Annotated in this window: 28 protein-coding genes and 1 pseudogene; 1 reads left to right on the plus strand and 28 read right to left on the minus strand. The window is 40.1% G+C overall.

Annotated elements, in window-relative coordinates; translation table 11 throughout:
• Positions 1 to 387: 387 nt before the first annotated feature.
• The gene (locus PROCOU_RS12525; RefSeq protein ID WP_051994397.1) at positions 388 to 1431 is read right to left on the minus strand and encodes an alpha/beta hydrolase; all 1044 of its coding nucleotides are present in this window, start codon (positions 1429 to 1431) and stop codon (positions 388 to 390) included.
• Between the two features lie 698 nt (positions 1432 to 2129).
• Here PROCOU_RS12525 and PROCOU_RS12530 point away from each other — a divergent pair.
• A complete protein-coding gene (locus tag PROCOU_RS12530) occupies positions 2130 to 2555 on the plus strand; it encodes a hypothetical protein (RefSeq protein ID WP_036072963.1) in 426 nt (141 codons plus the stop codon).
• 208 nt (positions 2556 to 2763) lie between these two features.
• On the opposite strand, the gene PROCOU_RS12535 is transcribed toward PROCOU_RS12530, so the two are convergent.
• From PROCOU_RS12535 to PROCOU_RS12655, 27 genes and pseudogenes are all read right to left on the minus strand, one after another.
• A complete protein-coding gene (locus PROCOU_RS12535; protein WP_036072965.1) occupies positions 2764 to 3435 on the minus strand; it encodes a histidine phosphatase family protein in 672 nt (223 codons plus the stop codon).
• A 72-nt stretch (positions 3436 to 3507) separates the two neighbouring features.
• Positions 3508 to 4566: a Glu/Leu/Phe/Val dehydrogenase dimerization domain-containing protein gene (locus tag PROCOU_RS12540; protein WP_036072967.1), complete on the minus strand. Its 1059-nt coding sequence runs from the start codon at positions 4564 to 4566 to the stop codon at positions 3508 to 3510.
• 251 nt (positions 4567 to 4817) lie between these two features.
• A complete protein-coding gene (locus PROCOU_RS12545; protein ID WP_244266312.1) occupies positions 4818 to 5543 on the minus strand; it encodes a DUF2653 family protein in 726 nt (241 codons plus the stop codon).
• A gap of 64 nt (positions 5544 to 5607) precedes the next feature.
• A complete protein-coding gene (locus PROCOU_RS18940) occupies positions 5608 to 5733 on the minus strand; it encodes a hypothetical protein (protein WP_260444250.1) in 126 nt (41 codons plus the stop codon).
• 92 nt (positions 5734 to 5825) lie between these two features.
• Positions 5826 to 6876, minus strand: a pseudogene (locus PROCOU_RS12550) (Gfo/Idh/MocA family protein).
• Positions 6876 to 7844, minus strand: a complete 969-nt coding sequence (locus PROCOU_RS12555; RefSeq protein WP_036072973.1) for a sugar phosphate isomerase/epimerase family protein — start codon at positions 7842 to 7844, stop codon at positions 6876 to 6878. Before PROCOU_RS12555 ends, PROCOU_RS12550 begins: the two are co-directional and overlap by 1 nt.
• Before the next feature lies 1 nt (position 7845).
• On the minus strand, positions 7846 to 8568 hold the full coding sequence (locus tag PROCOU_RS12560; RefSeq protein ID WP_036072975.1) for a ThuA domain-containing protein: 723 nt from the start codon (positions 8566 to 8568) through the stop codon (positions 7846 to 7848).
• Positions 8565 to 9305, minus strand: a complete 741-nt coding sequence (locus PROCOU_RS12565; RefSeq protein ID WP_036072977.1) for a sugar phosphate isomerase/epimerase family protein — start codon at positions 9303 to 9305, stop codon at positions 8565 to 8567. The genes PROCOU_RS12560 and PROCOU_RS12565 overlap by 4 nt, the downstream gene beginning before the upstream one ends.
• The gene (locus PROCOU_RS12570; protein WP_036072980.1) at positions 9302 to 10378 is read right to left on the minus strand and encodes a Gfo/Idh/MocA family protein; all 1077 of its coding nucleotides are present in this window, start codon (positions 10376 to 10378) and stop codon (positions 9302 to 9304) included. The genes PROCOU_RS12565 and PROCOU_RS12570 overlap by 4 nt, the downstream gene beginning before the upstream one ends.
• A 73-nt stretch (positions 10379 to 10451) precedes the next feature.
• Positions 10452 to 11273, minus strand: a complete 822-nt coding sequence (locus PROCOU_RS12575; RefSeq protein ID WP_221637266.1) for a helix-turn-helix transcriptional regulator — start codon at positions 11271 to 11273, stop codon at positions 10452 to 10454.
• A 49-nt stretch (positions 11274 to 11322) separates the two neighbouring features.
• Entirely contained in the window at positions 11323 to 11721 is a 399-nt protein-coding gene (locus PROCOU_RS12580) for a VOC family protein (protein WP_036072986.1), read from the minus strand.
• A gap of 14 nt (positions 11722 to 11735) precedes the next feature.
• Positions 11736 to 12362 carry an MBL fold metallo-hydrolase gene (locus tag PROCOU_RS12585; RefSeq protein ID WP_036072988.1) on the minus strand — a complete coding sequence of 209 codons (627 nt, stop codon included), beginning with the start codon at positions 12360 to 12362 and terminating at the stop codon, positions 11736 to 11738.
• A gap of 133 nt (positions 12363 to 12495) precedes the next feature.
• On the minus strand, positions 12496 to 13413 hold the full coding sequence (locus PROCOU_RS12590; protein WP_051994398.1) for an NAD-dependent epimerase/dehydratase family protein: 918 nt from the start codon (positions 13411 to 13413) through the stop codon (positions 12496 to 12498).
• Between the two features lie 256 nt (positions 13414 to 13669).
• Positions 13670 to 14251, minus strand: coding sequence for a glycosyltransferase (locus tag PROCOU_RS18600; protein WP_244266313.1), 582 nt, complete (start codon positions 14249 to 14251; stop codon positions 13670 to 13672).
• Positions 14239 to 14865 carry a glycosyltransferase family protein gene (locus PROCOU_RS18605; protein WP_244266314.1) on the minus strand — a complete coding sequence of 209 codons (627 nt, stop codon included), beginning with the start codon at positions 14863 to 14865 and terminating at the stop codon, positions 14239 to 14241. Before PROCOU_RS18605 ends, PROCOU_RS18600 begins: the two co-directional genes overlap by 13 nt.
• Positions 14866 to 15078: 213 nt before the next feature.
• Positions 15079 to 16068, minus strand: coding sequence for a nucleotide sugar dehydrogenase (locus tag PROCOU_RS12605; RefSeq protein WP_244266315.1), 990 nt, complete (start codon positions 16066 to 16068; stop codon positions 15079 to 15081).
• Positions 16052 to 16222, minus strand: coding sequence for an NAD(P)-binding domain-containing protein (locus PROCOU_RS18610; protein WP_244266316.1), 171 nt, complete (start codon positions 16220 to 16222; stop codon positions 16052 to 16054). The genes PROCOU_RS12605 and PROCOU_RS18610 overlap by 17 nt, the downstream gene beginning before the upstream one ends.
• Positions 16212 to 16991 carry a hypothetical protein gene (locus PROCOU_RS12610; RefSeq protein WP_036072990.1) on the minus strand — a complete coding sequence of 260 codons (780 nt, stop codon included), beginning with the start codon at positions 16989 to 16991 and terminating at the stop codon, positions 16212 to 16214. The genes PROCOU_RS18610 and PROCOU_RS12610 overlap by 11 nt, the downstream gene beginning before the upstream one ends.
• A 62-nt stretch (positions 16992 to 17053) precedes the next feature.
• The gene (locus PROCOU_RS18615; protein ID WP_036072993.1) at positions 17054 to 17884 is read right to left on the minus strand and encodes an oligosaccharide flippase family protein; all 831 of its coding nucleotides are present in this window, start codon (positions 17882 to 17884) and stop codon (positions 17054 to 17056) included.
• Entirely contained in the window at positions 17832 to 18506 is a 675-nt protein-coding gene (locus PROCOU_RS18620; RefSeq protein ID WP_036072996.1) for a lipopolysaccharide biosynthesis protein, read from the minus strand. The genes PROCOU_RS18615 and PROCOU_RS18620 overlap by 53 nt, the downstream gene beginning before the upstream one ends.
• A 3-nt stretch (positions 18507 to 18509) precedes the next feature.
• The gene (locus tag PROCOU_RS12625) at positions 18510 to 19163 is read right to left on the minus strand and encodes a sugar transferase (protein ID WP_036072998.1); all 654 of its coding nucleotides are present in this window, start codon (positions 19161 to 19163) and stop codon (positions 18510 to 18512) included.
• A gap of 40 nt (positions 19164 to 19203) precedes the next feature.
• The gene (locus PROCOU_RS12630; protein WP_036073001.1) at positions 19204 to 19977 is read right to left on the minus strand and encodes a glycosyltransferase family 2 protein; all 774 of its coding nucleotides are present in this window, start codon (positions 19975 to 19977) and stop codon (positions 19204 to 19206) included.
• Complete coding sequence (locus tag PROCOU_RS12635; RefSeq protein WP_244266317.1) at positions 19965 to 20996, minus strand: O-antigen ligase family protein; 1032 nt, start codon at positions 20994 to 20996, stop codon at positions 19965 to 19967. Before PROCOU_RS12635 ends, PROCOU_RS12630 begins: the two co-directional genes overlap by 13 nt.
• A 353-nt stretch (positions 20997 to 21349) precedes the next feature.
• Positions 21350 to 22027, minus strand: coding sequence for a CpsD/CapB family tyrosine-protein kinase (locus PROCOU_RS12640; RefSeq protein ID WP_036073004.1), 678 nt, complete (start codon positions 22025 to 22027; stop codon positions 21350 to 21352).
• Between the two features lie 4 nt (positions 22028 to 22031).
• Complete coding sequence (locus tag PROCOU_RS12645; protein ID WP_036073007.1) at positions 22032 to 22694, minus strand: YveK family protein; 663 nt, start codon at positions 22692 to 22694, stop codon at positions 22032 to 22034.
• A gap of 12 nt (positions 22695 to 22706) precedes the next feature.
• Positions 22707 to 23843, minus strand: coding sequence for a glycosyltransferase (locus tag PROCOU_RS12650; RefSeq protein WP_051994399.1), 1137 nt, complete (start codon positions 23841 to 23843; stop codon positions 22707 to 22709).
• Positions 23844 to 23861: 18 nt separating this feature from the next.
• Positions 23862 to 24353: a DUF4352 domain-containing protein gene (locus PROCOU_RS12655; protein WP_036073009.1), complete on the minus strand. Its 492-nt coding sequence runs from the start codon at positions 24351 to 24353 to the stop codon at positions 23862 to 23864.
• Positions 24354 to 24581 lie beyond the last annotated feature (228 nt).

Here is a 24581-nt window from a genome sequence, read left to right on the forward strand (position 1 = left end):
TCGAAAGTAAGACGAGTTACAATCCCAATATGCAGGAGAGCAGAGCGAGCCTGTAAACATTTCCAGTGCTCTTCTACACTATGTTTCGCATAACTTCTCACATGGTCGGGGATACTTCTCCCTCCCCGTTTTCAGTCAACGTACCCAAGTACGCTCCGCGCTGGTACTCGCTTTTGCCTAGAAACTAAGCATTTGTCGACACGCTGAGGTTTGGCGGGAAATCATGTGAAGCAGTTTTCCTACAGTATGTGATGAATCTAAAATTCATTATCTACATAGTTTTATTTTGCACTTTTATAGTTCCTTCCTGTGGACAACTGTGTTACGTTGGTGTCAGTGCAAGCTAAGATGGGAGTTCGCCCCAGCCTCATCTTCAAATGAGTTTTTTTACTTGATAAATTTATTCACAAAATTATTCACCCGTGACGTATAATTCGGAAGATCCTTAGCTATAGATTTAAAGTGCGGGCCTCCCTCTACTAAATATAATTCTTTCTCTCCACCAAGTGCCTGATAAATATCTTGTGCCATAGCAACAGGAAATAGCTGATCTCCCGTTCCATGTATTATAAGTGTTGGGATTTTAGATTTCGCTACTTCCCTAGTTGTCGATGCATCTTCTAATTTGAAATTTTGCTTCTCGAATAGTTCTTGATTAATCAGTTGGTACATCTTCTCTTTATTAATCACCCCTCCAAAAGGGATTTTTTGAAGAATTGTTTGAATCAAAGCTTTATGAGAAGTGAATCCACAATCAGCTATAATGGCCTTTACAGATTTCGGTAAATCCTGTCCACTTGCTAATAAAACTGCGGTACTCCCCATAGAAGCCCCCATTAAAGCTATCTCACTATCTAATCCATTTTCTTTATCTGCCAGATGAATCCAGTTAATATAATCCTCACGTTCTAACCAGCCTAAAGAAATATTCTTCCCAGCATCTCCTTCACTTTCACCATAGGATCTCGACTGCGGTAACAATATATTATAACCATTGTCATAAAATAATTTGGCCCATGGACCCATGTTGGTCGATCCTCCAACACCATGAGCTAAAATCATTGTTTTTTTCGTATTATTAGGATTTTTCAAATATAAAGCTCGTAGCTTTTTCTTAATACCATCTGCTTCATAATGAGATGTCCACTCTTCTTTTTGTTGATTATTAAACCATACTACAGCGTCGTTAAATTCTTTCTCGTAAGGCAACTCTTTCACTGGCTCATTCATCAATGTATTCCCTGCTAAGTTAGTAAAAACAGCCGAATAAATAAGATGCGCTAGGGTAGCTTCACCTATTTTAGTGCCTCCATCAGCAAATACATGTTGCTTCATATCTGTATTAGAAGCTTCTGCAAGTTGTGGGATCATAACTGCCCACATACTAGCAATTAAAATAACTCCTATCATTTTCATCAGTATTTTTCTCATATTTTCCTCCTAATTTACAAAATAGTCAATATAGTATCACATACTGTTTATTGATCGATATTGATTATAGCATACAAATTTTGTATACTTGTTTTCTCTTTATACAGGTCTCATGGTACAATTTGATAGTCTCTATTTCACGAACTAGTAAATATAAATTATGCTATTTCTTAGCAATGCTTTATATAGATTGGTAGTGCTTTTCTCCAGCTACTTTAAGTCTTTTCCTATACACAAAATGAAGATGCCCCTCCCCGACGATAGTTAAGAAGCATCTTCTTTAGCTGTCCTTAGTTTTCTACTGCCAAATCTGATTTTTCTATATATGTTTTCTAACCCAATACTTTTTAACGCAATAAAAAAACCATCGCGGAAAAGGGAGTAACCGCGACGGTCAAAAGGGAGTTCACATTTCCATACTTCGGGGAAAAATATAGAAATGAATTTACTTGTTGTTAGCTTATACACTCATACTACATATTAAAGAAAAAAGTAAGCTGTGATTCAGATTAGAATTTAATGAAAATAATTTTTCCTTTTCATAATACTTCATTAAATCATAGACTGCAAGCATTATTTTATAGAAAAACCATATGATTCCGACAATTCCGTGAACATTCATTAATACACTATCTTTTTATGGCTTGTAGCAGTATACTATATTGGAATGGCATTATTTAGAAAACGGGGGTTCTCATATGGTACAAAGCATTTTTAAGCATGTCGAGGAGAATATAGACAACATCGTTCGCTATTGGGTCGCAACTTATTATACGAAAACCGATGAGTATAAACAGCGAAAAGAATATGATGGTTTTCTCAGCACTCGAACGGAGGAGGTCACACAACTCTTTCACACGACCTACCAGCAGTTGAAACAAAACTATGTAAACACTTCTCTCTTTCAAAATGTCGGGGAAGACTGTAAAGATATCGGAACTCCATTAGTAGAAACGGTGAGCAATTTGCACCTTGTTTTCACATCCACACTGGAGTATCTTTCTCAGCAGCTTCAACAAAACACGTTCACATGTTCCAACATAGCATTATGTAAATATACCCTACTCTTGCGAAAATTAGAGAGGCAAGCCGAGCAAGATTTAATTATTGGGTACATGAAATAAGGAGCGGTTTTAGCGTTACGTTTCTTCTCTTTTATAGACTAAAGCCCAGCCTTAAGCAGAAAATGAGATCAGTATGTTTCTGTTTACTGATCTCATTAACAGATGACCGCACTTCTTATTTCCTCGTGTCAAAACAAGAAAGAGCATCACTTTTTCAGCAATTGCTTGCAAAATCCATCATAGAAGTTTGTATTGGGTTCTCTTGTCTCTATCCTATAAAATGAGACGTATCATTCAGTCGTTCGATTTTAAACAGGCCATTTTCATAAGTTAGGACGGTTACGCTAGCGTTGTCTAATATGAAGTCGGCTTTTACACTTGGTTCTAGTTCATGGACAATATTACGAATCGTATTGCCATGTGCTACAATCAACACGTTACCGCCTGTTTCTCTGTGCGCGTTCACCACGTGTAGAAAACCTTGTTCTACGCGATGCCAAAACGTCATAAAATCCTCCGCATCATGCGTTGGATCTGCAACTTTTGTGCCGTTCATTGTTTCGCGCACATTTGCCTTGGCGTAAAGTTCTGCTTTCGACGCAAATCCCATCTTTTTGGCTACTAAATCCCAAGTCATCGCGCTTGCATCGCCTTCAAAAGAGCCGAAAAACGTCTCACGGAATTCACTGCGCGGTTCTAACTTCAAGCCAAATCCGTGTTTATTTTCTTTTAAAATAAGCTCTGCGGTTGCGATGGTTCTGTGTAAATCGCTGGAGTAGGCCGCAACAAATTCTGTGTCGGCGAGCCCTCGACCACTTGCTTTCACAATTTCTGTCCCCTCAGGAGTGAGTGGTGAATCTGCCCAACCTTGCATTTTCTCATATTTATTCAAATACGTTTGACCGTGACGCACAAAATACAGTGATAATGGTTTCTTCATTCCTTTTCCCTCCAAATCGATATGTACTCCTTAAACTATACCACATTTATCGGGTTCGAAAAAATAATCAATCTAGACTATTTTGCTAGTTTTCGATGCTTCCATTCGGTTTTCTACCATCCGATTGGCTGCTTCACCTGGTGTAACTTGCTCCAATTTTGCAATTTCAAAAACTTTGCCAATCTGGTCAAAAATTTCACCGATTTTCTTTTGTGCGCGGGCTTCGTTATAAGTGCTCAGTTCATCAGCAATGTTGATGACTCCACCAGCATTGACAATGTAATCTGGTGCGTATAAAATGCCACGACTTGCCAACATTTTGCCGTGTTTCGCTGCATCTAGAAGTTGGTTGTTAGCGCTACCACAAATAGCTGTCACTTTTAATTTAGGGATAGTTTCATCGTTCAAAATACCGCCGAGTGCACACGGGGCAAAAATATCAGCTTCCACTTCATAAATAGCTGTTGGAGCGACGGCCTTCGCTCCAAATTGTGTCACAGCACGGTTCACTGCCTCTTCATTAATATCTGCCACAATTAGTTTTGCGCCATCTTCATGGAGCAATCGACAGAGCGCAAATGCCACGTTCCCAACACCTTGGATCGCGATTGTTTTGTCTGTTAGCGAATCGGTTCCGAATACCTCCAAAGCTGTTCGTCTCATTGCGCTATATACGCCAAAAGCTGTCATCGGGCTTGGATTTCCGGATGAACCAAAACGCTCGGAAATACCTGTTACATGTTTTGTCTCTTCATGGACTAAATCCATATCAGCAACTGTGATTCCAACGTCTTCTGCGATTATATAGCTGCCATTCAAACGCTCCACATAGCGCCCCAAAGCTCGGAACATTTCTTCTGACTTATCTTTTTTCGGATCACCAATAATCACTGTTTTGCCGCCACCTAAGTTAAGCCCAGCTGCAGCATTTTTATATGTCATCCCACGAGCCAAACGCAGTACATCTTGAAGCGCTTCCATTTCTGTTTCATAAGGCCACATCCGACATCCACCAAGCGCCGGACCAAGTGTCGTATCGTGAATCGCGATAATAGCCTTTAACCCAGATGCCTTATCGTGACAAAAAACAACTTGTTCATACTCATACTTTTCCATTTCTTCAAACAACATACAAATCCCTCCCATTTCTTCTCCTTCATTATACGAAATGAGACAATTGAAGGGAAATTTTTAGACTATATATATCATTTTTCATACTTTGTATCCAAATATGAATCAATGTACTTAGAAAACGCTTACTCGAAATAGAACAAATAAGGTGAATGAACCTAGGTATAATTTATCTCTTCTTACTATTTTTGCAATATTTCCGTTAGAAATAATACATAAGAAGAAGCGCCCATTAAAGACGCCTCTTCTAATTATTCTGTTACTATCGCTGTGATACCTTCAGATTCAGAGAAACGCAATTCCAACCCGCAATTAGAATCAAAATGAGCTTCTCTCGTTGCCCAATATCTGATTGCTTGGATAAGTGAAAAGTGATCTAACGCCTGAACGAGTGTATTATTCTTCATGACATCGGCACCGAAACCTTTTTGTTCGTCGTATGTCAAAATAACTTCGACATCTTCTAGTTGCAATCCTTTTTCGTGTGTGAAGAAATGGATGACCGCGTTTGAAATATTTCCTTCATCTAGAATAATCGTGCTGTTTCCAGTTTCTTGCGTTGCTGTTCCTTGATGATCGAAAACATTGGATTGTAGTTTTGGATTGTTGCGATTACGCCATTTTTGGAAGAAATAGATTAGCAGGCGAATGATAAGAATAATCGCGATAACGTTGATAATTAAAGCTAAAATATCCCCGAATGCTCCCATATTCCCAAGCATACTACCAAATAGTAATCCTGCTAAACCACCAAACATTAAACCGCCCCAAAAGCCGCGATTTGATTTCTTTGCTGTTTGGTTATTTGTTGCTTTGTTTGTCGTATTGTTATTACGTTTGACTTGGTTGTTATTCGGACGGTAAGAACGGCTTGGTGAGCGGTAACCTTTCGCATGCGCTTCACTTACTTGTTCATATTTTGCCGGCATAACGGTGTTGTATGTCACGGTGCCCAGTGGTGAAAAAACGAGCATCATTGACATCACGAAAAAAAAGTAATTTCTTCAATTGTTTTCCTCCTGTTTAACTAGATTGTTCGCATCAACTTGCCGGAGCCACATGACCATCTAAGCGCAAGAAAAAGACCTCACGAATAAACGTAAGGTCTCGCAAACAAATCGGATGAATTGCTAACAATGCCGGGGTTTTATCCCGTACTGACGACATTGCTATACTGCTACTCCCCTTATCGGGCGTACTGAATTTGAATATGATAAGTATAGTATATTACGCGGTGATTGGCAAGCTATTGTGCCTATTTATTCTTGGAAATGGACTACCTTTTGTTGTTCGCCTGCTTCAAAAATCGCTTCGATAAGACGGAGAACACGGTGGACTTCTTCATTTTTGACGATTGGTTCTGCTTCACCGTTTAGAACAGCTGCAAAATTATCGTAAAATCCTGACATATCTGGCTCGATTTTTTTTGATGGGACTATGTGTTGTAGATTCTTCAGAAGGTGGTGCCATCGTTTTTGTGAGGCCTTGCCCTGCCTGAATTGGTTTTGGTTCAACTTTTGCAACATCACGGTTTGGTCCAACAATTTCGCCACTTAAATCCCAATCAGTAATAACCGCAGTGCCTTCTGTGCCTTTGACATACCAACGTGGCAATTTCACGTAATTAGTTGTGCCGACTTCCATTAATGCTGTTAGACCATTTTCAAATTGAATAATACTTGTAAAACCGTCATCAACCTCATTGCCAAGAATGTAACTTAGGTTCGCGGAAACCGTCTTGATTCTGCTATCGGTCATAAAAAGGAGCTGATCGAGTAAATGTACGCCCCAATCAAGGACCATACCACCGCCTTGTGCTTTCAGATGACGCCAATCGCCTGGAATTCCATTCGCGCCTTGTACGCGAGATTCGATATGAAAAACGTTGCCGATTTTGGCTTCTTTTTGCATCATGTCGCGCACGATTAAAAAGTCAGCATCCCAGCGTCTGTTTTGGTGAACCATGAATATTTGATTTTCTTTTTTGGCAACAGTGAGAATTGCTTCTAAATCTGCACTTGTAATCGTGACTGGCTTTTCGCAGACCACGTTTTTCCCCGCTTCTAATGCTTGAATTGCCAAATCTTTATGGCTATCATTTGGTGTTGCAATCAGTATCGCGTCTACTTTTTCATCGGCAAGAACAGCTTCGAAGCTTTGATACGTCTCAAGGCCTTTTTCTGTGGCTACTTGCATACGCTCTGATGAAATATCATAGGCGCCGGTTACCGTAATTCCGTCAGCCGCACTAACGAGTTCCACATGGTACGTTCCCATTCCACCAAAACCTACAATGACTAAATTCTTCATTAAGCCCACCACATGTCTAGCGGTTCGTCGTTAATTAAAATCGTTTGCAAATTGGTAACGGCACGCTGGAAACCTTCATCAATTGACATTAACGGATCTTCATGTTCGATGCTGACAACATAGTCATAGCCATATGTGCGCAGAGCACTCATCATATCCGACCATTCTTTCACACTATGCCCACAACCAACCGAGCGGAATGTCCACGCGCGTGTTTGTACATCGCCATATGGTTGCATATCGAGCACGCCATAGCGGTTGATGTTATCTTGATCGAGATACGTGTCCTTAGCGTGGAAATGGTGAATCGCGCCTTCTTTGCCGAGAATTTTGATGGCACCGACAGGGTCAATACCTTGCCACCATAAATGACTTGGGTCGAGGTTCGCGCCGATTGCTGGACTCGTTGCTTTACGTAGTTCTAAAATAGTGTGTGGCGTGTGAACGAGGAACCCGCCGTGAAGTTCGATACCAATTTTGACGTCGTATTCTTCTGCTAGATGACCTATTTCTTTCCAATATGGGATGAGTTTTTCTTCCCACTGCCATTTCTTTATATCGCTGTACACGGTTGGCCAAGGCGCTACTGGCCAGTTCGGAGCTTTCGCCTCGTCACTGTCACCCGCTGTCCCTGAGAATGTGTTCACGACCGGCACACCCATCATCGACGCCAAACGAATCGTTTTTCTTAAAATTTCATCGGCGGCACGTGCTTCTTCTGGATCTGGTGAAATCGGATTATCATGACAACTAAATGCACTGATAACCAAACCACGATCGTCAAACTTTTTCAAATATGCCAAACGTGCTTCTTCACTTGCAAGCAACTCATCGGTTGGACAGTGATGATTTCCTGGATTTCCACCTGTCCCAATTTCTACTGCACCAAGCCCTGCTGCCACCACTTTATCTAGCATTTCATCCAAACTTAAATTTGCAAATAATGGTGTAAATACGCCTAATTTCATGTTATTTCCCTCCAATCTTTTCTAATGGTTCTGCATTACCATATTTCGGATACACCCATGAAGTCGGGGCACACCAGTTCACACCATTTGTAATGACTTTTTGAATTGCTTCGTTGTGGTATGTTGGATACGTTTCATGGCCTGGCTGGAAATAGAAAATCTTTCCGTTACCACGCTTGTATGTTGCCCCACTTCGAAACACATGCCCTCCTTCAAACCAACTAATGAAAATTAATTCTTCAGGAGCTGGAATATCGAAATGCTCACCGTACATCTCCTCTTTTTCAAGGTCAATATATTCGGAAATGCCCTCTGTGATTGGGTGATTCGGCGCCACGACCCAAAGCCGCTCTTTCTCGTCCGCTTCTCGCCATTTCAAATCGCAGCTTGTGCCCATAAGCTTCATGAAAATTTTTGACATATGCCCAGAATGTAGGACGACTAAACCCATGCCTGCTAAAACACGCTTATGAATGCGATTCACAATTGCATCCTCAACTTGATCATGCGCCATGTGCCCCCACCAAACCAATACATCAGTATCTGCCAAAACAGCCTCTGTCAAACCATGTTCTGGTTCATCGAGCGTTGCGGTCTTCACATCAAGTCCTGAGGTATTTAAAAAACTCGCAATTTGACCATGAATGCCATCTGGGTAAATCGCAGCAACCTCTTCGCTCTCTTTTTCATGACGAAACTCGTTCCAAACTGTTACTTTTGTCATTGTTTGCCCACCATCTTTCTCAAATTTTTCAGGCCAATTTCAACGCTTACAAGTGGTGCTTTTTCGAATGCTTCTTGCTCAATCACGAACCATTTTACGCCACTTTGTTCGGCAAGTTCAGCAAAACGTCTGATTGCCAAAACTCCATTTCCAATTTCTGTGCTTTCAATTGGCGCACGCTTCATATCTTTTAAATGAATGAGTGGCATCCGATCCGCCCAGCGCTCCATATATGGCACAACGTCAACGCCCGCATGATGCACCCAATACGTATCCAGCTCGACTTCCAAACCGTGCACCCCTGCCAGCAGCACATCCAAAATATAGTCATTGCCCAGCTTTTCAAACTCATGCGCGTGATTGTGATAGACGAAATGAAGACCAGCATCACGAATCTTATCCGAAATCAAACGTAGCGATTTCGCGAACTCAATCCATTCCGCTTCTGTCTCGAACTCTGCCCCAGGACAAACAATATACGCATTCCCCAGCTCTTTTTCAAAAGCAATGACAGCATCCAATTCATCACGTAGCTGCTCGTACGGAATGTGTGAACCCGCAATTCCAAGACCAAGCTCCGCCAATTTCGCCTTCAAATCAATCGCGGGCGTATCATAGTAACCCGCAAACTCAACGCCGTCATAACCCATCTCGGCAATATGCTCAAGCGTCCCGAAAAAATCTTCCTGGCAGGCATCTTGCACACTCCACAACTGAATCGCAATCGGCGTCGTCATTGGAAAAATACCGGTTGCCCTGTCTGCGAAGACTCATAAATCGCTTCTAAAATTTGTGTAACCACAAGCGCCTGCTCTGGTTTCACAACAGGATCTGTTCCATTCAAAATACTATCAATCCACTGTTGCGCCTCCAGTTCTTCTGGATTATCACCCGTACCATCGTAAAAATCAACACCGCCCGGTTCCAGTTGAATCTCCGTTTCATACATCTGGCTATGCGACTCACCGTTAATGCGCAGACCATTCTCCATATCAGCGCCACCTTCCGTCCCGCAAAGTGTTGTCTTCGCCTCACCAACATCAAGTGTATTCAGCGCCCAACTAGACTCGAGCACAATCGTTGCTCCATTTTCCATCGTGATGAAGCCAAATGCTGAATCCTCTACAGTAAACTTTGCAGGATCCCAAGCTCCCCACGCGTTTGCTGCATTCGCACGTTGTGACAACTTATGATACGCATTTCCAACGACATACTTCGGTTTATAATTATTCATCATCCAAAGTGTCAAATCAAGCGCATGCGTCCCAATATCAATTAACGGACCGCCACCTTGCGCCTCTTCATCCAAGAAAACACCCCAGGTTGGAACAGCACGACGACGAATCGCCTTAGCTTTTGCATAATAAATCTCGCCCAATTCGTTATTTTCACAGACCTCATGCAAAAATTGCGAATCTTTCCGGAAACGATTTTGATAGCCAATCGTCAATTTCTTACCAGTTTTTACACTCGCATCAATCATCGCTTGTGCCTCTGCCGTTGTTTTCGCCATTGGTTTCTCGCACATCACATGTTTCCCAGCTTCCATTGCAGCAATTGAAATCTCCGCATGCGAAATATTGGGTGTACAAACATGAATCACATCGATTGCCTTATCTGCCAATAATTCCTTATAATCCGTGTATACGCTTGCATTATTTGTCCCGAAATCTACTTTGGCCTTCTCTGCACGCGCTGGTATAATATCACAAAACGCTACCATTTCTACTTCTGCTACACTCGCTAAACTAGGCATATGTTTCCCATTTGCAATACCGCCACAACCTATAATTCCAATTTTTAAAGTCATCAAAAAAACCTCCATTTGTTTTATTATCTCCATGATACAAAACAAATCGAGGCATTTCTTCCTACTTTATTGCCTACTTATTCCCGAATATTGTCCTCCTATATTTAAGAGGCGATACACCCATTGCACGTTTAAACGCATGATGAAATGTCTTCACACTACTAAAGCCTGCCAGCTCAGCTACTTCCGTCACCGGCGTCTCCTCATTTAGCAGAATCCATTTCGCTTTGCTGAGTCGGTAATCATTTACAAATGTCATAAACGTTATTCCCATGTTGCGCTTAAACAATTTCGTGAAGTAATATGAGCTAAAACCAACATAATCCGCGACCTGCTGCAACGTAATCGTCTCCTGGTAGTGCTCTTCCACATATGCAAAAATTTGTTGCAATTTTTCCAGCGTTTCCTGCGACTTACTCGTCGCGTCCTCCCTAGAATCACGCATAAGCCTCGGCACATATCGCTCCAAAATCGACAACATCTCATATAATTTCGCCTTCACCACATAGCGATAACCCAGCTTACGTTGTGAACTTTCCAAATGAATTACCTGCAAAATTTTTGCCATTCGTTGCGCAACATCTGAATCCCAATTAACGCTAGACGGCGATACGTGCAAAAATAAATCACGTAATCGCTTTCCTTCATCCTCCGTCAACGAAAACTCTTGAAAAACCGCCAAATCAAATTGCAACACAATTCGCTCACTATTCGGTGATGCCAAAAAATAATGTACGTCACCGCCATTAATTACATAAATCTCGCCTTGCTCCATCTGAATCGGCACATCATTCACACCAAGATTCAAGCGCCCCTCCATGACGTAAATCAGCTCCATCTCCTTATGCCAGTGAGGATATACAATCACGCCACCCTCATTCGTAAAGCTACGCATTGGAAAATCCCTATCAAGCGCTGGAAACTCCAAATAAAGTCCCACGATGCTACGCTGCCTCGTTCATATGCATAATCTGAATCAAATTCCCACACGTATCATCGAAAACTGCGAGCGTCACCTGTCCATGGGATACTGGATCTTTCGTAAACACAACGCCAAGCGCCTTTAATCGTTCATGTTCCTGATATACATCATCCACTGCAAATGAAGTAAACGGAATCCCCTGCTCAAAAAGTGATGTCTTAAATGGCCCCACTGCAGGATTTTCATCCGGTTCCAAAACCAACTCCACACCGTTTGGTTCCTCTTTTGAAACCACTGTAATCCAGCGAAATTTCTCTGTTACCGGAACATCCTCTTTTTTTACAAATCCTAGAATTTCCGTATAAAATCGCAATGCCTTCTCCTGATCATCCACAAAAACACTCGCTAAATTAATCCTCATTTTTCTACATCCCCTCACGTTAAATATGGATTGGTTGCTTTTTCATGACCAATCGTCGTTGTGTCACCGTGACCTGCATATACACGCGTCTCATCAGGCAAAACTAGCAACTGGCTCGTAATGCTTTCCATTAACGTATCGAAATTGCCTGTATACAAATCTGAACGTCCAATACTGCCCTTAAACAATGCGTCACCAACAACAACAAAATCATCAAAAATAAAACTCACGCTACCAATCGAATGGCCCGGCGTTGGTACCACACGGAACGCAAAACCTTCTATATTATAATCACGATTCTCAAACTCATTCTCAGCAGGAACACAAATAATTTCCTTGTTGCTATATTGTGACATCCCGACAGAGCCATTCAACGCTGGATTTCCAAGCCATTCCTGCTCCAGCGGACTCACATAAACTGGCACCCCATAATGTGCCCGAATTTCCTCAAGTGCCCCAATGTGGTCATAATGACAATGCGTCAACAAAATAGCAACTGGCTTGGTCCCTGTCTCCTCGACTTTTGCGATAATATTTTCTGCATCACTTCCCGGATCAACAATCAAGCAATGCTTTTCATCAGAGATCACATAACAATTCTCCTGCAACAACCCTGTTGCTATCCCACTAATTTCCACCATTATATACGCCACCCCATTCTTCTCATTTCCTAAAGTATAGCGCAAACACAAAAATTAACCAAGGAGGAGCATCGCATTCATTCCTGAATTAGGCTAACTTAGATATTTTCCATGTATTTCTCTAATCCTTGGCTTATCGAAAACTTTGGCTGGTAACCAAGCTTTTTTTATTTTTTTCGATGGATGCATAAGAATATTTAATATCACCTGGGCGTTTCTCATTATAAGCTACTGGAACCATCATATCCAGTAACGTTTCATAAGTCGCAATAATATCACGAAGCGAATGTTTTTCACCAGAAGCAATATTATAAGTATTAGCCTGACTCTCCACTTTCCTTCCCAGTAAAATAAGACCTTGCACAATATCTTCGACGAACACAAAATCACGCACCTGCTCTCCATCTCCAAATATTTGAAATACAGCCGCTTCTCCTCGGTTCACTTGTTGCGTTACTTCCGTCAAAATAGATAATACGCCCGAGTACGGCGATGCTGGATTCTGGCGGGGTCCATACACATTGAAAAACCTTGCAACTGCTACATTTAGGCCGTATAAGTTGCTATAAGAAGTCACATATTTCTCGGAGGCATATTTATCAATACCGTAAGGCGTAATTGGATCAATTAACGAATTTTCCGTTTTTGGTAAAGTTGGTTCTACACCATAAACTGCGGCTGATGATGCAAAAACGAATTTGCGAACCTTTTTTTCTTGGGCACGGGCAAATTCTAATAAATAAATTGTACCATCCATATTCACACGATGTGTTGCGAGTGGTTGCTGAACTGATTCTGAAACACTGGCAACAGCAGCCAAATGATAAATGTAATCAAACGAAAATGAACGAAATAAGTGCGCTACATCGACTTCACTATCCACATTCCCTTTCATAAATAGGATGTTTTCTTGACTGGGAATATTCTCAAGACATCCTGTGCTTAAATTATCAAAGACAATGATAGTACTCGATTCTTCTTTGGCCAATGCTTCCACTAAATGACTACCTATAAAACCCGCGCCACCGGTTACTAAAATCGTATTTTTCATCCTCGTGACCTCCTCTAAAAATCATACGGTCTATATTTTTGACGCAGATGATTTTGCGTCTTAGCTCGTGCAATGATCTCTTCTCTAAAGAAAAGCACAGCGCCATCTTTTTTTTATTTTTTGTAATTTTATCTCGATGAATAAGCGAATAGAAATTTTGTTTGGAGATACGTAAAATTGCAAGTGCCTCCGTTGTTGATAGAAAATAATTATCTAGTAGTTGGCGCTGCTCCTTTCGATTTAGTTCTACCATCACTTACCACGCTCCATCCTGAAATAAGACATTATTTAAACGGTTGATATCAAATTCTGCTACTACTTTTTGGCGGGCATTCACTATAAGCTCTGCCTTTTGACTATCTGTTAAGTTTAAATAATCAATAATCGCTCGTCCAAGCGCCTCAGCATCTCTTTCGGGAACTAGAAAACCCGTTTTCCCATGTATAACCAGCTCTGGGATACCGCTATGAATTGTTGAAATTACGGGCTTTCCTTGCGCCATCGCTTCCATCAAAGAAACCGGGATTCCTTCCATGTCTCCGTCTTTTGCAATAACACTCGGTAAAATGAAGATATCACTTACGTTAAAATGTTCTTTCACCTGCATTTGATTTAAAAAACCATGGAACTGCACTTGCTTTTGGAGCTCTAGTCGCTGCACCGTTTCTTCTAATATCAGACGATTTTCCCCATCTCCAACAATGTGCAATACCGTATCTATCCCATGATTCTGTAAAAACCGCACGGCATGAATCGCGTCAGAAATCCCTTTTTTCTCTGTCAAACGCGCTACAAGTAACAGCTGCAATGTTGGTTGTATAGCTTTCAGTGATTGCATCTGAAATGTGTTCGTGTCAATTCCCATATGATGGACATGCACTTTTTTCTTTTTTTTGCACCTAAATGAACTAATCGTTCTGCCCAAAAATCGCTGATTGGTAAAAGCACCGTATCAGAAAGAAATAGAAACGTATAAAAAGTAGCTCCCTTTTGTTGGATTGTACGCGTCACATCATACCCATGGAAAAATGTTAGCAACTTTCCTCGTAATATATCTTGATCTTGTAAAATGCTTGCGACCAAACCAACATTGCCATAATGTGCAATAACTATGTCGAAATCTTGTTTTGGTACTTTCTGTGCCACTAAAACTGGTTGTAGCGAGTTTATAATCGCCCCATATTTTTTTCGATTCAACAGTTTAGCAGTACGAATGGGCGCCTTGATACCGCACACAATGCTTTGACATACACGCTTTCTCTTATCATCAGGCAGGTCGACATACACTACTTTATTTAGCAAACTGTAGAGTGTCACATCCGCATGCATATGGATTGTATCTCCTCTTTTCAGAGCTAAAATTGTGACATCATGACCTAAATCTATCGCTCCTGTCATCTGGTTTAAAATAAATGTTTCCGAGAGTGTTGGGAACTCCGTCACAAAAAACAAGACTTTTTTAACACATTAGTTATTTAACTCCTTTCCACCATTGCCTTTGTCATATGTACCTTGCCGTATGCCCATTTTTTCTCTTGGAATCTGTCTTTTAAAGCATTTTTTGTATCTAAAATAAGTCGACTTGCCATACCTATTTGTTCGAGATTAAATGCTGTATGCGGCGTGATAATAACTACTAAATCATAGGTAGAGAAAGCTGTATAATCAATAGGAATACTTTTTTTGTATATCCCCATTAGCATCACGGAATATAGGAGCCTCTGGATCGCAAAACGCAACATTCGCACCACGTGCACAGAGCTGTTCATAAATATGCAAACCTGGGGACTCACGTAAATCGTTACTGTCTTCCTTGTAAGCCATGCCTACAAGAAGAATTTTAGAGCCATTAATCGCTTTTTGATGTAGATTTAGTGCTTCCGCTGTATGATCTACCATTTTTTCTGGCATAGAATGATTCGTTTCATGCGCTAATTCAATGAAACGACTATAGAAGTTTTTCGATTTTGCTTTCCAAGATAAATACATCGGATCCAGCGGAATACAATGGCCACCTATTCCTGGCCCCGGTGTAAATTTCATAAAGCCAAATGGTTTACTACTCGCCGCTTCAATTGTTTCCCAGATGTCAATATCCATTTTTTCAGCTAAAAGTGCCATCTCATTAATGAATGCAATATTAATGCTGCGGAACGTATTTTCGAGGAGCTTACTCATTTCAGCAACCTCTGTTGAATTAACAGGTACAATCGTATCAATCACTTGCCCGTACAAGATTTCACCGAGCTCTCTAGACATCTCATCTACGCCACCTACTACTTTCGGTGTGTTCAGTGTATGAAACTTCTTATTTCCAGGATCAACACGTTCTGGGGAATAACATGCAAAGAAGTCTCGCCCCAAGGTATGTCCTTTTTTAAGCATTGGAGCACAGATGAGTTCACGAGTTGTACCCGGATATGTCGTGCTTTCAAGAGAGATAAACACCTCATCTTTCGCGTAAGCAACAATATCCTGCATCGCATGTTTAATAAAGCGCATATCTGGTTCCATTGCCTCGGTCAGTGGTGTTGGAACGCAAATAATAATGGCATCAGCTTTCTGTAATACTTCTGGATTAGCCGATAGTTTAAACGCATCACTATCTAGACACAATTGAAGCGTCTCATTCGAAATATCAGCAATGTCTGACACTCCATTTACCAGCGACTGCACTTTTTTTAGCACTTGTATCATAGCCTATTGTTTGAAATCCTTTTTGAATAAATGCAACAGCAAGAGGTAAACCTACATACCCAAGTCCTATAACAGCAACCCTTGCTTCTTTATTTAACAATTTATTTTTCATATCTCTTTTCATTCCTTTCTATTTTAAGATCTTCCAATAATTGAATAAGGCGGTTCGTCACACGAGTTTGACCAGCTTGATTCGCGTGATAGACGGAATCATATACTTCAGAAGCATCCAATTGAAATAAATCCGGCGCAATGGATTCGCCAAAATAAGCATATATTTTCTCAAGATAGGCAATGGGCACTTCTTTCGCATAGAAAACGGGTGGTAGCAGTGTAACGCGGATATTATCCTCCTTGCATCGCTTCACAAATGCAGCGATTTCCTTCATTGCATTCGTCTCTTGAAACGTTTCTGGAAAAGGAATCGCTTTTAACGAATCAGGGTCTCGCAACTGTGTATTCAATCCTAAATAACATCCCGTTTCTGTGAGAGTCGCCACTTTTCGTTTGGCTAGCTTCTCAGGCGTCGCAGAGGATTTAGCATGTTTGAGAGAAATAAGTAGTAACTTCCATTTTTGTTTGTATTTCCCTCGATTTCTCCAATATTGGCGATAAATAAACGTATCAATTCCAAAGCCAAATACGTAATAGACCGGATTCGTGTACTGATTAAATTCTAAAGGTAAAAGTATCTGATCTCCTGGCTTTAAGTGCGGTTCTACACTATCAAGCAAATACCGAAAACCTAGACCAACATTGACGCCCACATTAAATACCGGTTTTCCGAGACTTCTTTGTATGTCATCAGTATTAAAGCCGTACAATACGCTACTACCGCCTAGCAAAACAATTTTTTCTTCGTCACACGAGGCTAGCATCATTGTTTTTTTTAGCTAGCAGCCCCTCCATATTTCGTATACTATCAAAGTTAAACATGTGCTTATTACCTTCCTTTTTGCTTTTTATGAGATATTTTCGATTGTAATATTTGCCCGATTTTTACAAGAAGCGGGTCGCGAAATAGAAGTAATATTCCGAAATATATGATCCCACCAACAACAATCTGCGCGATAATGATAAAAACTACACGTACTGCTGTTAACATATGCATGATGGCTACTTCAAACATAAAAGCAAGCAAACTCGCCAATACATACGGTAATATTTGTTGTATCATTTTTCTTATTGAAAAATATTTTCTAGAAAAGTAAGCTTGTAACACGCAGGTTATGAAGGTGAAAGTGATGTAAGACAACGCTGTACCGTAGCCCCCCCATAGCCGAATGAATACAATATTAGTAGCGAAACTTATGAACGATGCAATAAGAACACTAAGAGAATAACTTTTATTTTTACCTGTAGTCACTAAAATTTGTAGTCCAAAAATACCAGCTAAACCAGAGAAAAATAGACTAGGAGATAAAATTTGTAGATGAAGGATAGAGGGGCGGAAATCGCCCCCTAAAAACAACGGAATAAACAATGGAGCAACAGCGATTAATCCTGTCACAAGCGGTAAGGTACTAAGAGCTACATAGCGAAAAGAGAAATACATCGAACGTTCGAAGTCTTCCTTTTTTGCTCCATTATATTGCTTGACCATTCTTGGACTCATGACGGTTGATAAAGCGGTGACGAACACAACAAACAGCGTCATCAATTTAAATGCCTGATTATAAAAACCAACATCCATCGCCGAAGTAATATTCCCTAATATGACTTTATTTAATGCAAGTGGGATAAGCGTAATAATTGGCACGATAGCAAATGTCATCACAGGTATCACATGTTTTTTTTACTTTCACCCACTGATATGCGAAGCCTTTCCATTTTCTTAACAGAGGCAGCCACGTAACAAGTTGCCCCAAAAGAAGTGTCGTTGCATTAATCCAAACATAGACAGCTAAATCTTCTGGCCCCTTCACAAAACAAAAGATGCCAATCATTGCGCTCAGGCGCACAGCCATATTTCGAATCATAATGTTTTTCATATTTTCTTGACCTGTATAAAACCACGTAATATCAAAAACATACGAGAGAATGGTCAAAATATTAATAAAAAACAATAACTGGTATTGGCTCGTATGAAATGCAAAAATAAGATAGATAAGAAGAACAATAACGGAAAAGCAACTTTGTACTAGATACAAGCTATAAAATTCCACCTTCAAATCTTGCTTACGTATCACACTCGCAATTACTTTTCGACCATAATCCCCCATACCAAGTGTCGCAAAAGCTGTGAAAATTTGTACAATAGAACTGACATAAGCTTCAATACCAACATTTTCTGGCATTAACACGCGAATCACATACGGCATCGTGAAAATGGGGGTAATAATGAGAAGAACTTGATAAAGTAACACAAAAATATAGTTAGTCGTTACTTTTTTCATACATTAAACCGCATCCTTACCCGTTAACACTTGCTTTACAGTCATACCAATAATTTGGATGTCTAATTTTAAGCTAAATTCTTTAACATAATAGCTATCGTAAGCCATTTTCTGACCATGATTCATATTGCTACGTCCATTCACCTGCGCCCATCCAGTAACACCAGGTTTCACAAAAAGTCTCATCTGCTGTTCTCCCGAGTAATGCTCTGTAATCTCTGGTATTTCTGGACGTGGACCTACTAGGCTCATCTCACCGCGGATTACATTGAAAAGCTGTGGCAACTCATCTAAACTAAATTTGCGAACAAAAGTACCGATTGGCGAAACTTCAAGATCATTTCCTAATACAGATTTAAAAACAAAATTATCGGGCACACCATTTTTCCAATTATATACATGTTTTCTAGCTCCTCCAGGCTGATTACTCTTTCGCATCGAACGGAATTTGAAAATTTGAAACGGTTTGTTTTTTAGACCAGTTCTTGTTTGAATGAAAAGCACTTTTTCATTCGGTGAATCTATTTTTATCATGAGTGCTACAATAAGAAAAACAGGGCTTAACAAAATGATTCCAATAAGGGCTAAAATGAAATCAGCCATTCGTTTCACTCTTCTGTATTCGTGACTTATGACTAATGTTGCTTTTTGTTCCATAATTGTTAACACTTCCTTATTTTTTGATAGTCGCTCTTGCTTATTTCATGAGCTTCACGGAACCGCCTGTTCGTAGATGTTTCACAAGTCCATTCCATAAATAAAACGGGAAATGGGTCAAAGCTATAAAAACCGACATATGCTGACTTTTTCGATATACTTGCCAAATGTGTTGCGCCATTTGGAATTTATTACTAGATAAAGATACATTGCCTTTACGGTAGACAGCTAATGGCACGGTCAGACCTTTTGCAATATGCCCTGTTTTCAAAATCGAGAGCCATGTTGCCGTATCTTCCGCTCCTTTAAAAGCGGGCATTTGCACAAGACCTGTTTGTTTTGTGTCAATCATTACTGTGAGACAACCAATAATCGTGTTGCGTAATAAATAGCGATAGGTTACTGATTCCGGTACATTTACATGCCCTGTTATGTGCTTTCCATCTGGACTCATCACATCATAGGCTGTGTAGCTAAGCGCTACTTTATGTTCTCGCATAAATGCTAGTTGTAACGCTAATTTCTCGGGTTTCCAACAATCATCACTATCTAAAAAAGCGATATATCGACCCTTTGCTTGACGAATACCATAATTACGCGTTTCTGCGGCACCCAAATTATTTGCCAATACATACAAACGAATCCTAGGATCTGAATAGGCTTGAATACGTTTCAGCGTTTGATCCGTCGAACAATCATCAAGAACCAATAATTCAAAATCACGCAAACTTTGCGCTAAAACACTATCTATAGCTGTTTGAATATGCGCCTCTGCGTTATGTGCAGGCATAATAATACTAATCACCTTATCCATCCTTTCTGAAAATAACGGATATTAAGAAGAGCAAGCCCCATTCCGATACCTAAACTAAGGTGTCGTTTATCAATTGTGCTACTAAGACCAATACTAGCCGCTACAAATGCTACGCCAATCAGAAGCGGAATTGCGGATGTTGCACTGTATTCTTCCTTCATCCAATAACGAATCGCAACAATATGGTACCCCACGAAAAAAGCAAATAAAGGTATAAAAGCTAGTAAACCGCCATTCGCCAAAGCTTCCAACCAATAATTATGTGGCGCCCAGTAATTATCGAAAGCACGTTCAAAACCATACATATACTCATCTAAACGAATCGGCAAATTTCCTGCACCGATACCCATAAAATGTGACTCTTTGATCATATCCCACGAGGCTTGATACATTTGCACCCGCTCATTTGTCGAATCCCCTTTGTCAGTAAATGAATGATTCACCATACCGAGTAATTTTTGAATAAACCCAGAGGCATGAAAAGTAGAAACTAGCAGAGCTCCCATTCCTAGAACATAAATAGCGATGAAAGACCAAATTTTAGACCAGCCAAATAGCAGCAGGAGCATTTCTAAAATAAGAACGAGCATTGCAAGTCGGGAATTGGTCATAATAACGAGATACAGTGACATGGAACCTACACCGAACAAGCCGCCAAGCATAAGCAACTTCTTTTTCCACGTAGTAATAGACATCATCACCATCGGGAAAAAAATGGTGAGCAAAGAGGCGAAATCATTCGTATTAAACTGAAAGCCTGTTGGTTGAAACGCACTCGTTGTTGTTTCATAAAAAAGCGATCCAGACTGGCTTAAATGTCTCCCCGTCAAACATTCCCAAACACCAATCATTAACATACCGATATAAAGAACAGTCAGCCACTTTGTAAATCTGGCATATATTCTTTCATTACGAATATAGTAAGTAGCTAAAAAAATGACATATAGCCATTCGAAAATAAAATACAGATATCGAATGTTCTGCCCTAACTGCGGCGCCCAAAATCCAGTTGCCAACATCCCAACAAAAAAAAGCAATAAAAAGGATTAGGTAGGCTTTTACGTAACGCAGTTGTGCCCAATCTTTTCTTACAAAGAATAGAAAGAGGAGAAGGTGAATCGGAATCAAGAGGCGAAATAAAAAGATGTTCTCATTACCTGGTATTCCTAGATAAGAACCAAAAAAGCCAGAAAATATAATCAAAAAACTAAGTGCAGTTGTGAACTTTTCCATGTTGATTGGTAGAAAAATAAAGCAGGCTGCCAAGACAACCGGTATGGCCAAAATTCCATAGGGAAGGAGAACACAAACTTGGAGTGTGACAGCTAAACCTAAGATGTATAGTAACGCTTTTCCGTGTATCTGTAGCCAATTAATAATAGGCATACGTATTCTTTTCTTTCTTGTTATACTGTTGTCCGTTTAGAATCGCCCCTACGATTGGCACACCGGCATTTTCAATGTATACTTTTGCTTCCTCTACCTCATTTAATTTAGTCATGCCATTACGAACAACTAAAACAACGCCGTCACATAAAGTGGCAATCATACGCCCATCTGACAATACACGAAGAGGTGGCGTATCGATGAAAATCATATCAAATTCACCTTCCAGCTTCGTAAATACTTCTGCTAGCAATCCTGAACTTACCACCTCCATTGGATTCGAAGGTAACGGTCCTGTTGGTAAGAAAAAGAGATTTTCCTCTGTCAAAGGAAGAATTTGATTTGCTAAAGCTGACATATCACGTACACCTAACATTATTCCCCCGGCTTCTCGTGGAGCAATAGCCTGAGAGAGACGTGGCCTGTGTAAGTCTAAATCAACTAACAGTACTTTTTTGCCTAACTTTGCATATTCTTTGGCGATATTGCTAATACAGAATGTTTTACCTTCACCTTTATTGGCAGATGTGAACATGATGGTTTGTGCTTTGTTTAATGTAGAAAGTGCAAATTGGATACTTACTTGTGCCGAACGAATTTTTTCCGCTTCAAAAGACTTGGACTTTCCTTCAAAAAACAGTTTATTCTTATTTAATCTAGCCATGTTATTATTCTCCCTCTATGAATGGAATGTCGCCTAAGAAGCGTAGACCGATGTCATCAAAGCTTTCTCGCTGGCGGATAAGATTATCGTAGCTTGCTCGATATAGTACAATAACTAATGCTATTCCCAATCCAAAGCCAGCTGCTAAGATATACTTCGTCATACTGCTAACAGCGACTGGTTTACCTGCTTTCTCTAAATTTATCATTTTGGTGCCACTGAACAAACCTGGAAAATCGCTTTTTACGACAGATGCAATGCCATTCGCGATGAGCTTGGCTTGCTCTGGATTGGAATCAACCACTGTAATAGTAAAGACGAGTGAGTTTACGTTTCCTTTTACAGTAACTTTTTTTGCTAGTTCCTCTGGTGTCATATTTAATTTATATTTATTGATGACTTCTTGCATCGTCCTCGCGCTTCCGATTGTTGTACTGTATGTGTCACTCAATTGAATCGAGGATCTTACACTATCAGAGGCTTGTGCTTCATTTTTTGGAGTGACAGTTGTAACTAAGACTTGTGTCGATGATGTATAGTCCGGTGTAAGCCAAAACTTTTCTATCCCAAAAGTTAGCATGACAAGCACAGCAGGTACTATGACCAACCAGTACCAAGATTTTTTAAAACTTCGTAAAATCTGCTTTGTTTTTATTCCTTCTTTCATCATTTCCTCCAATTAATGCGTGTTATAAATCGTACATAGCATTTTCTGTGCTTCAATCCCCCAGTGATATGACTGCTCATAAGCTAGGCGTCCTCGTTCTCCTTCTTGCGCATAAAAATCTGGATTCGCTGCTCGCTGCTCGATTTTGTGTATTAGCTTTTCTATGTCAAACGGTGAGCTAACAGTTCCGCTTTGATTGTTTTCGATAAACGTTTGCCAATCGGGGAAGTCAGACGCAAGAATTGGTAGCGATGCAGCCATATATTCATACAATTTGGTCGCCATCGATTGAAGATAGTTGGGAATTGGATGTAAGAGACAGAGACCTAAATCTGATTCCGCGTATGCTTGCCAAATTTCTGGATAAGGTACACGACCATATATGTGCACGACATATTCTAGTTGGTTTCTATGAATAAACTCTTGTACTTTTATCTCTAGACTATTTGTCATTGGTCCTAAGAGCTTTAAACAGTATTCCTCTGGGTGTTTTTCTTGTAACCGGTAAATCAGCTCTAGCATCTCAAAAATACCGCGATCTTCTGTAATACTACCGACATAAATTAGTGTGAATGGCGATTTAGATTGTATTTTAGGGATGGCTTCTATATAGGTCGGATAGTTGTACACAGTCGTTTTTCCACAAGCAACATGTTTATAACTTTTCAAATAAGACTCTTCAGCAAAAATAATATGGTTACAGGATGCCATCGTATGTTTTTCCATTCGCAAAATCAATCTTTTCAGTGGTTTTCTTAAAAGAGCTGGAATCCATGTTTTCGTCTCAATATCTGCTGGGAAGTTTTCATGCATATCATAAGTTAGAATCGCGTCTGGCTTTTTCTTACGTAGCTTCGGTAAAAGTAACAGCAGTTCTGGATCATGAACGTGGTAGTACTTCGCGTTAGACGCTTTGGCAGCCTTATACAGTTTATACCAACGAAAGGGGCGTACGATTCGTGATTTGCTGGCGGGTAATAAATGAACGCGTAAGCCTTTATATTCAACGACTTCCATTCCATTATCAATTGCATAAAAGTCCACTTCGAATCCTGCATCAGCAAGTGTCATCGCTTCTTTATAAAAGATGCGTGTGTCATTCCAAACATGAACAGAACTGAACATCATTATTTTTTTTGCATTTAGCACATGGGTACCTTCTTTTCTTTATTTTTTTGGTAAGCCGATTGTCCATTTCAACGTTTGTTCTTTCGCAGCATTTGTCGGATGGTAAACTAATGTGTAATCTTTACCGTCTTTAGGGATAGCGAAGTAGGCATTTCCATCCAATGTTTTTCCTGCTGAAACGACATCACCAAAGCTATCATGGTAACCGAATGTTTCGATTTTCTTACCATCTTTTGTTTCTAAGTGAAAGTCCCCTGCGCCAACCCCAAATTCTGATTTCGTTTTGTTCACGATATGCATTGGAATGACTGTTAATTCTTTTCCTTTTTCATGAAAGGAATCGTCCTGTTTATATGTGAACTTTTTCGGCGTCATTTCAATATCTGTAATGACTTTTTTCTTAGCTATGTCAGTTTGTGCTTGCTGCGTTTGTTTTAGGCTATCTTCTTTTGGAGCGCTACATCCTGCCATTGTAGTGCTTAAAGTTAAGATGGTAGCTGTCGCAATCGTTATTTTTTTGTAATTATTCATTGGAAAAGCCTCGTTTCTTTTATTGATTTATATAAAACCCTTTTGTATCAAGGTTTATAGACAAATTCAAATATACCTTTTAAAGGTGAGGGTGGGACAAAACTCATTTCTACACAAAAATAAGCAAGATATCAGGATTCCCTTTTTGAGGGTAGGACGTAAATATTGCTTGACACAAATCGAGCGAAAGCGTTTGTATTCAGGGGATTTGGTGGAAGCCGGAAGCGG

Origin of the sequence: Listeria rocourtiae FSL F6-920 (assembly GCF_000525975.1) — a bacterium.
In the GTDB taxonomy this organism is placed as follows: domain Bacteria; phylum Bacillota; class Bacilli; order Lactobacillales; family Listeriaceae; genus Listeria_A; species Listeria_A rocourtiae.